This is a genomic window from Streptomyces sp. SID486 (assembly GCF_009865385.1).
In the GTDB taxonomy this organism is placed as follows: domain Bacteria; phylum Actinomycetota; class Actinomycetes; order Streptomycetales; family Streptomycetaceae; genus Streptomyces.
In genome coordinates this window covers 1-2,202 of the sequence record NZ_WWJT01000415.1, presented here as the reverse complement: position 1 = coordinate 2,202, position 2,202 = coordinate 1, and the positions used below count along the sequence as shown (strand labels likewise).

The window sequence follows — 2,202 nt, the reverse complement described above, 5'->3', positions numbered from 1 at the left end:
GAAACCCATGCTAGGAACGTTCCTAGCATGGGTTTCGTCGTTCAGTGGACGCGACGGCAGCGCAGAGAGCGTGCCGTACGGGTGCTGGTGGTCTTAACTTCTGGTCCCGGGGGGCCCGCATCGGAGCCGCCAGGGCGTGGCGCCGGGGCGTGGCGCCGGGGGAGAGGGAACTCGCCCGTGCGCCGCATGTGTCCCAGGAGGTGCGGGCCGGACGAGCCGGCCCCTGGCGTAGCGCCGGTCTGACTGATCTGCGGTGTCCCGCCGGATCCCGGCCCTGAGGATCAACTCCTGGACCCCGGTGCCGAGGCGGACGGCGTCCCCGGCGATGTTCCGCTGCTGATCTTCTCCACCCGGCTGGGCTCGTCGACGCCACCCTGCGGGCCCACGCTGAGGTGCGTGATGCGCGCCGCGGGAGGCTCCCTCGGAGCACGGTGGTTCGTGGTCATGGCAGGGAGCCGGGAACCGCAGGCCGGACGCCGTCCGGCCTGCGGTCCTTTCGCTGTCCGGACTCGGTGGATGGCGCCGCACGCGGGGGTGGGCGGCTGTTCCTGGTCCGTTGGGTGGCCGCCCAGAAGCCGGTCGACAGCAAACATGGTCATAAATTCGGATCAAAGACCCGGCAAAGTGAATCGGCGTCAGGTGAACCCGCGGACCTGAGGCAACATCTTGGTGAACGGCGGACAGCGCGCGGTCAGGGAGCGCTGCGGCCGACCGGCCGGAAGGGGTGAGGGGCATGGCGGAGCCGAGGATCGCCGTCGCCGTGGTCACGATGGGCAACCGGCCCGCCGAGGTCGACGCCCTGCTGGAGTCCGTGGCCAAGCAGGACCTCGCCCCGGCGCGCATCGTGATCGTCGGCAACGGCTGCCGCCTGCCCGAGTTCGCCCGCCGGCTCTCCCTGCCCGGCGAGGTCACGACCGTCGACGTCGAGGAGAACCTCGGCTGTCCCGGCGGCCGGAACGTCGCCCTGTCCCGGCTGCGGGACTTCGGTGACGTGGACGTCGTCGTGGAGCTGGACGACGACGGGCTGCTCGTCGATCCCGACGTGCTGCGCCGGGTGCGCGACCTGTACGCCGCCGACCCGCGCCTCGGCATCGTCGGCTTCCGCATCGCCGACGAGCACGGCGACACCCAGCAGCGGCACGTGCCCCGGGTGGGCAGGTCCGACCCGCTGCGCGGCGGTTACGTCACCGGCTTCCTCGGCGGCGGGCACGCCCTGCGGATGGCCATGCTCACCGAGACCGGGGACTGGCCCGCCGAGTTCTTCTTCGCGCACGAGGAGACCGACCTCGCCTGGCGGGCCGCCGACGCCGGCTGGAGGATCCTGTACGCCCCCGAACTGCTGCTGCGGCACCCCCGGACCTCGCCGGCCAGGCACGCCATCTACTACCGGGTCAACGCCCGCAACCGCGTCTGGCTCGTCCGGCGCCGGCTGCCGCTCCCGCTCGTCCCGGTGCACCTCGGGGTGTGGACGCTCCTCACACTCGCCCGCACCCGGTCCCTGGCGGGGCTCAAGGCATGGTTCGCCGGATTCGCGGAGGGGCTGCGAGAACCGGCCGGTGAACGGCGTCCGATGCGCTGGCGCACGGTGTGGCGGCTCACCCGGCTGGGACGTCCGCCGGTGATCTGAGCGGGGAAGCGGGACCGGTCGCGGCCGGGGTGCCGGGCGAGTGGCCGGAGACGGACCGGAACACGGAAGCGGGACGAGGGCCCCGGTCGTTCACCTCCGCCGGCCGGGGCCCTTGTCGTCCCCGGATCCGGCCTACGGCGACACTCCCCCGAGTTACGCGACATACGCGCGCGCCGTCGAGCCAGATCCGATGGAATGATCAGATCAGGATTCGCCAACGGATCGCTAACATGTGGCCAACGGTTCGTCGGCGGGCCGCGAACCGGTTGGCTGGAAGTCGTCCGGCGACAACGGCAACGGCCCGTGGGAGGGACGGATGTCGGTGCCGTACCGGCAGACTGAAGGTGGCGGGAAACCGTTGTGGACAGGGCGGGATTCCGCCAGACAACGGCGGGCACACGCTCGCCGCGGAACGCGGACGGCCCCGACCGCCCGGGAAGGCTGTGGAGCGGCGTGATGCGGCGGTGCGAGCTGCGCTTCGGACTGCTGGGGCCGCCGGTCCTCTACGACCGCGCCCCGTCCGAGCCCTCCGGTGAATCCTCTCCCGGTGCCGGTGCCGGTGCCGGTGCCGGTGC

The 2,202-nt window shown here is 72.2% G+C and carries 1 protein-coding gene; it reads left to right on the top strand.

Annotated features, from left to right (window positions below; translation table 11 throughout):
- Positions 1-733: 733 nt before the first annotated feature.
- A complete protein-coding gene (locus GT045_RS19920; protein ID WP_161289042.1) occupies positions 734-1,627 on the top strand; it encodes a glycosyltransferase in 894 nt (297 codons plus the stop codon).
- Positions 1,628-2,202: the final 575 nt, after the last annotated feature.

Coding starts and splice junctions, on each gene's coding strand:
- GT045_RS19920 (WP_161289042.1), top strand. CDS start 734: ATGGCGGAGCCGAGGATCGCCGTCGCCGTGGTCACGATGGGCAACCGG.